The organism is Flavobacterium sp. J27 (assembly GCF_004303025.1).
Lineage (GTDB): Bacteria > Bacteroidota > Bacteroidia > Flavobacteriales > Flavobacteriaceae > Flavobacterium.
The window spans coordinates 160,696-166,809 of record NZ_PJQW01000012.1 but is presented as its reverse complement, the minus strand read 5'-3'; the positions used below and the strand labels follow the sequence as shown (position 1 = coordinate 166,809).

8 protein-coding genes are annotated in these 6,114 nt (G+C 32.5%); all 8 read left to right on the top strand.

Annotated elements, in window-relative coordinates:
* Positions 1-411: FISUMP domain-containing protein (locus CX675_RS16105; RefSeq protein ID WP_304988711.1), on the top strand; the 411-nt coding region annotated here is incomplete at its 5' end.
* Positions 412-456: 45 nt separating this feature from the next.
* On the top strand, positions 457-807 hold the full coding sequence (locus CX675_RS20025) for an alcohol dehydrogenase catalytic domain-containing protein (RefSeq protein ID WP_205728644.1): 351 nt from the start codon (positions 457-459) through the stop codon (positions 805-807).
* A gap of 14 nt (positions 808-821) precedes the next feature.
* A complete protein-coding gene (locus tag CX675_RS20020; protein WP_205728643.1) occupies positions 822-1,433 on the top strand; it encodes an NAD(P)-dependent alcohol dehydrogenase in 612 nt (203 codons plus the stop codon).
* A 33-nt stretch (positions 1,434-1,466) separates the two neighbouring features.
* Positions 1,467-2,786, top strand: coding sequence for a serine hydrolase (locus CX675_RS16095; protein WP_130736279.1), 1,320 nt, complete (start codon positions 1,467-1,469; stop codon positions 2,784-2,786).
* An 8-nt stretch (positions 2,787-2,794) separates the two neighbouring features.
* The gene (locus CX675_RS16090; RefSeq protein WP_130736278.1) at positions 2,795-3,484 is read left to right on the top strand and encodes a DUF4386 domain-containing protein; all 690 of its coding nucleotides are present in this window, start codon (positions 2,795-2,797) and stop codon (positions 3,482-3,484) included.
* On the top strand, positions 3,477-4,556 hold the full coding sequence (locus CX675_RS16085) for a hypothetical protein (RefSeq protein WP_130736277.1): 1,080 nt from the start codon (positions 3,477-3,479) through the stop codon (positions 4,554-4,556). The genes CX675_RS16090 and CX675_RS16085 overlap by 8 nt, the downstream gene beginning before the upstream one ends.
* A gap of 56 nt (positions 4,557-4,612) precedes the next feature.
* Positions 4,613-5,398: a T9SS type A sorting domain-containing protein gene (locus tag CX675_RS16080; protein WP_130736276.1), complete on the top strand. Its 786-nt coding sequence runs from the start codon at positions 4,613-4,615 to the stop codon at positions 5,396-5,398.
* 82 nt (positions 5,399-5,480) lie between these two features.
* Complete coding sequence (locus CX675_RS16075; protein WP_130736275.1) at positions 5,481-6,020, top strand: helix-turn-helix domain-containing protein; 540 nt, start codon at positions 5,481-5,483, stop codon at positions 6,018-6,020.
* Positions 6,021-6,114: the final 94 nt, after the last annotated feature.

The window sequence follows — 6,114 nt, the reverse complement described above, 5'->3', positions numbered from 1 at the left end:
GAAAATTTCAATTTCGATACCAATACAGCAACAGCCACTTCATCATGGTGTTATAACGATGAATCAACTAATTGCAATACCTATGGAAAGCTATACACTTGGGATGCAGCTTCACAACTGGCACCAGAAGGATGGGGATTGCCAACTCAAGGACATTGGCAGACCTTGTTTAACGAAGTTGAAAATAACACTGCAAACCTTGTTAATGGAGAGTTTCAATCCTTACCAGGAGGTGCCAGAACAACCGTGGGTAACTTTATATTCAACGGAACATATGGATATTATTGGACTTCAACCCCTGTTACAGAAGGTTATTATTATTTCCGTTTTGATGAGACAGAAGGATTTGGAGCAAATGGAGTTAGTGATATTGGTGCAAGCGTAAGGCTTATCAAATTGCAAACTCCTTAATAGTAAATCTTATTAATTGTGGTTTAGGCCATATCAAAAACTATAATGAAAGTTATTATAATTGGTAAATACGGACCACCTGAAGTACTAAAGTTCGATAGTGTTAGAAAACTTGTACCCAAAGATGATGAGGTGTTAATTAGGATTAACGCGATTCCTGTTTCTACGGAAGATCCTCTACAGAGAATGGGCAAGCCATATTTTACAAGATTGTTTTTGGGTCTAACAAAACCCAAAAAGTCAGTGTTAGGAGCCGAATTTTCGGGTCAGATAGAAGCAATAGGTAAGAACGTCACTCTTTTTAATATTGGAGATAGCGTATTTGGTCATTCAGGTTCTAATTTGGGTTGCTATGCAGAGTATGTGTATGCGTTGCACAAAACGGTCTTATATTAAAAAGACCTCTAAATATGAGTGATGAAGAGGTGGCACCAGTTTGTACATTCATGGCAGCATGGAATTTTATGGTAGTATTAGCTAATGTGAAGCCTAATCAAAATTTTCTTATCAATGGAGCTTCTGGGACAGTTGTTTCTGCAGCTGTTCAAATAGCCAAATCATTTGGGGCAATTGTAACAGGAGTTTACAGTACAGCTAATATGGCATTGGTAAAATCATTAAGTGCAGATAATGTCATTGATTATACCAAGCATAGCTTTACAGAAAATGGTTTGTTATACGATATCATTTTCGATGTAGCTAACAAAAGGTCATTCTCAAATTGTAGGAAATCATTAACCCAAAATGGTATTTACTTAAATCCAGTTCTTAAAGTTTTCATACTTATACAGATGTTATGGACAAAAATGTTTAGCCAAAAGAAAGTAAAGTTTTCTGCTACAGGGCTTTTATCTATTTCAAAACGAAAAGGATATTTAAAAGAGATTGCCGAACTTTTTGAGAAAGAAAAGTTAAAAACCATTATTGACAAAAGGTATTGTTTGAAACAAATTATAGAAGCTCACAGGCATATTGAAAGTGGAAATAAAAAAGGAAATGTCATTGTTAAAATGACAAATTAATAATTGACAAGAAAACTTATAGAATTTTTAGAAATGAAAGTATTAAAAATAGTAGTAATAATATTTGTTTTAAGTAGTAATTGCTTTGCACAAAGCATAAATAGCCAAAAACTAGACAGCTATTTCAATACGCTTGAAGTAAATCAAAAATTCATGGGTAGTGTAGCAATTTTAAAAGACGGAAAAGTAATCTACAATAAACAAGTGGGTTATTCTGATATGGCATCGAAACAAAAACCTAATAAAGAAACGAAATACAGAATAGGGTCTGTTTCCAAACTGTTTACAGCAACATTGACTTTTAAAGCGATAGAAGAAGGAAAAATATCGCTTAATCAAACAATAGAAAAGTATTTTCCTGAAATAAAAAACGCAAGTAGTATCACTATTTCAAACCTTTTAAATCATAGAAGTGGTATCCACAGTTTCACAGATAATAAAGAAGCATTTTTAAGTTATCACACCCGACCAAAAACGGAAAAAGAGATGGTGGAAATCATTACTCAAGGCGGTAGCGATTTTAATCCTGATGAGAAAGCAGCATATAGCAATTCAAACTATGTATTACTATCGTACATCCTAGAAAAGCTTTATAAAAAACCGTATGCGAGGATTTTAGAAGATGAAATTGTCAGGCCTTTAAACTTAAATCATACATTTTTTGGAAGTAAAATAGAGGTCACAAACAATGAATGCTATGCCTATCAATTTGATAAACAATGGAAAAAAACGGACGAAACCGATCCATCCATTGATATGGGGGCAGGTGGCATTGTGTCTACGCCCATGGATTTAATACATTTTGCAGAAGCACTGTTTAACAACAAAATACTTTCACCAGAGAGTGTTTCAAAAATGAAAACCATTCAAGACAAATTTGGAATGGGACTTTTCAAAATAGAATATTATGATAAGGTCAGCTATGGACATAATGGGGAAATAGATGGATTTACTTCGGCTTTGAGATATTTTCCTGATGAAAATTATGCGATTGCAATCACTTCCAATGGTATGGATTATAGTCTAAACTCAATGGTAGTCACCATAGTTAACAGTCTTTTTAATAAACATTTTGAGATTCCCGATTTCAGGGTTTATGAACCAAAAGCCAAAGAATTGGAGCAATATCTAGGCGTCTATTCAAGCAAATCATTCCCTGTAAAGTTAACAGTAACAAAATCGGGTAAACAATTGCGCCTTCAGGCTCCCGGAGACTCCAAAATGAACTTACAAGCCACTGCAAAAGGAGAATTCAAATACGAACCAGCTGGTATTACCATTGTGTTTAATATTGAAAAACAAGAAATGCTCATTACCCAAGGGGGTAAAACAAATAGATTAAATAAAGAATAAATAAGTCTATGGAAATCTTAAAAAATAAAATAAAGCTGGCTGGATTGCTTATTATCATGGGAATGGTTGCGGGCATTCTTAGTATTTCCCCATCTGTAGATTCAGTAAATTATTTAACAGAAGCTGCAGCCAATTTCAACCAAGTCATAATGAGTGCCTTGTTTCAATTTATATTGTTCTTAATGTATTTAGGTTTTGCTATTGTATTATACCCCATTATAAAAAAATATAATAAAAGCTTGGCGTTGGGCTTTTTAAGTTTCAGAATTATAGCTGGTGTTGTATTACTTATAGGAACGGTAGTACTATTGTCAATTCTTGTACTAAGCCAAGAGTATGCTGAAAATACTTTAGAAAACCTAAGGGTATTGGAAGCATTAGGGAATGTACTTAAAACCACAAGAGATTATACCAATCATGTATTTATGGTTTTTGTATTAAGTATTGGTAACCTTATGCTCTATGTATTGTTTTTAAAATCAAAGTTAATCCCGAAATGGCTTTCAGTTTGGGGACTATTGGGAGGGATATTGTCAATAATAGCAAGTACGTTGTTATTATTTAAAATTATTGATGTTATTACAGTTGAATATTTAGTTTTAAATGTTCCAACGGCATTGTTTGAAATTGTTTTAGGGTTTTGGTTACTCTTAAAAGGATTTTCTAAAGAGCATATTATATCTGTTAGTTATGAATAAGAAAAACGGTATCCTATGCCTTTTGCTTTTAAGTATTAGTCTGTTTGCAAATGCTCAAAATTGGCAAAACCCGTCAGAGAAGTATAAAAATGCCTATAGAAAGTATACGGATGCAAAATGCCCAATACGACAAGACAGCATCAGACATTTCGTTTATTTTTCGAAGGACCGAAAATCCATAAAAAACCATCCTTTTCTAAATCATCCAGCCTTTAAAGGAGCTCAAATCATGTATGCATGGAAAGATTTGGAACCAAACAAAGAACACTATGATTTTTCTATAATACGCGAAGATATTGAATATCTAAAACAACACAATAAAAAATTATTTATCCAACTACAGGATGCTACCTTCAATCCAAAATACCAAGCAGTGCCAAGTTATTTACTTACTAAAGAATATAATGAAGGGGCAGAATTACAATATAATGATAATGGAAAACCTGATGGTTGGGTGGCTAAACGTTGGAATAAAAAAGTACGGGAACGATTTGCGTTGCTTTTAAACGCTTTGGGTAAAGAATTCGATGGCATTATTGAGGGTATTAATCTTCAAGAAACAGCTATTGGTGTAAATGGGAAAAACGATTCCACATTTACCGAAGCGGGTTATGTTCAAGGGATAAAAGAAAATATGTTAGCCCTTAAACAAGCTTTTCCAATATCCACCACCATGATTTATGCCAATTTTATCCCTGGTGAATGGTTACCATTTGATGATAAAGGATATCTAAAAAGTATTTATGATTACGGAGAAAACATCGGAGTAGGTCTTGGTGGTCCCGATTTAATGATAACAAGAAAAGCTCAACTAAATCATGCCATAGCACAAATGCACGAAGGAACCTTTAGCGTCCCACTTGGTATCGCTATCCAAGATGGTAACTACATAGGTAAAACTGGCGCAGATTCAGACTATGATGAAGATAATGATAAAAGTGAATCTAGAAAGGAAAGTATAGTTCCTCTACTTCATGCTTTTGCAAAAGATTTCCTTAAAGTAGACTATATGTTTTGGAGCAATCAAAAACCTTATTTTGAAGAAGATGTATTGCCGTGTTTCACTTTTTAAATGTAATACACTTAACAAATATTTCTGTTTAATATAAATCAAAAACAATTATTATCATGAATTTAAACTACCTAACATTAACAACAAAACCACTCACATGGATATTCTTATTATTCTTTTCTATTTCAGCACTTTCCGCACAACCGGTTATTGGAACGACCACTTTCGACGGCACTAATTCCAACATAGCTTCCTATGATTTACTACCCAGAAGTGGTACAGTTCAAGGATGGTCTTTTTTTGTAGATGGTGAAGGTTCTGGGTCCATAAATCATAATGGAGGTAATACCCCAAGTACAGTAACCATTTTTGCCCAACAAGCTTTAACTTTAAATATAGCATCTGAAGATGGTAATGAGTTTGATTTGGACAGCATAATAATCCAATGGTTTAGCTTTTCAGGGAATTTTACAATGACAAGTTATAGAGATGGGAGCAGTATTGGCTCCGTAGTTTTAAATGCAACCAGTAGTTTTTCGGATTACGATTTATCCAATAACGATGATTTTAAAAACATTGATGAGATTAGAATGGACGGTTTCAGTAATAGCAATATCACAGCTATAATTGATGAAATAAGAATCAGTACTGCAACACTTTCATTTGAAACTATTGAAAATGACAGAAATTTATCAATATACCCCAATCCCTCAAGTAATTTTATAACCGTAAAGAATATTGATACTAGAATAGATTATCATGTGATGGATTTAAATGGGACAATCATTATGAAAGGTGAGATTAATCAAAATAATGATAAAATAAATTTAAAGAAATTAACTTCTGGTTTATATCTTTTAAAGTTAGGTTATCAAAATCCTATAAAAATTATGAAAAAGTAATCTAATGTCAATGATGAATATAAAATAATATATATATCTGAAACTATTTTCATAATTTACCAGATGTTAATATGAGAAAGCAATGTCTAAAATAAAAAAAATAAGAGAAGAGCTAAATATAACACAAGAAGAATTATCCGAAAAATCTGGTGTTTCTGTTAGAACCATACAACGTATTGAAGCTGGTACGGAGCCTAAAGGCTATACACTTAAGTCACTCTCAAAAGCTTTAGGTATAGAAGAAAAAGAACTACTAGAAAAAGAAGAAGAAACATTCGAAACCAATTTAGAATTAATCAAGCTCATCAATTTTTCTGCATTGCCATTTGCCATAATACCACCATTGAATATAGTTGTACCGCTTGCAATCATGTTCATAAAAAAAGGATTTAATTCAATAACGAAGCAACTAATAACAATTCAAATATTATGGAGCATAGTATCAGCCTTCATTTTTATGTTAGCCTCTTTTTTAAAAAATTGGTTTGCTCTTGGCAGCAAGTTTATTCTCATTGTAATGGTATTGTTAGTGCTTTCAAATGTATATATCATTATTAGAAATACCCATGAAATAGATAAAAAAGGTAAGTTATATTTTCAACTCAAATTCAGTATAATATAGCCTTGTCGGGTGTTTGTCGTGTAATTGGCAGGTGATTTTTTTAGATGAATTATTTATTTTAAGAAATATTTGCAAAAAATTATCATCAATTAAA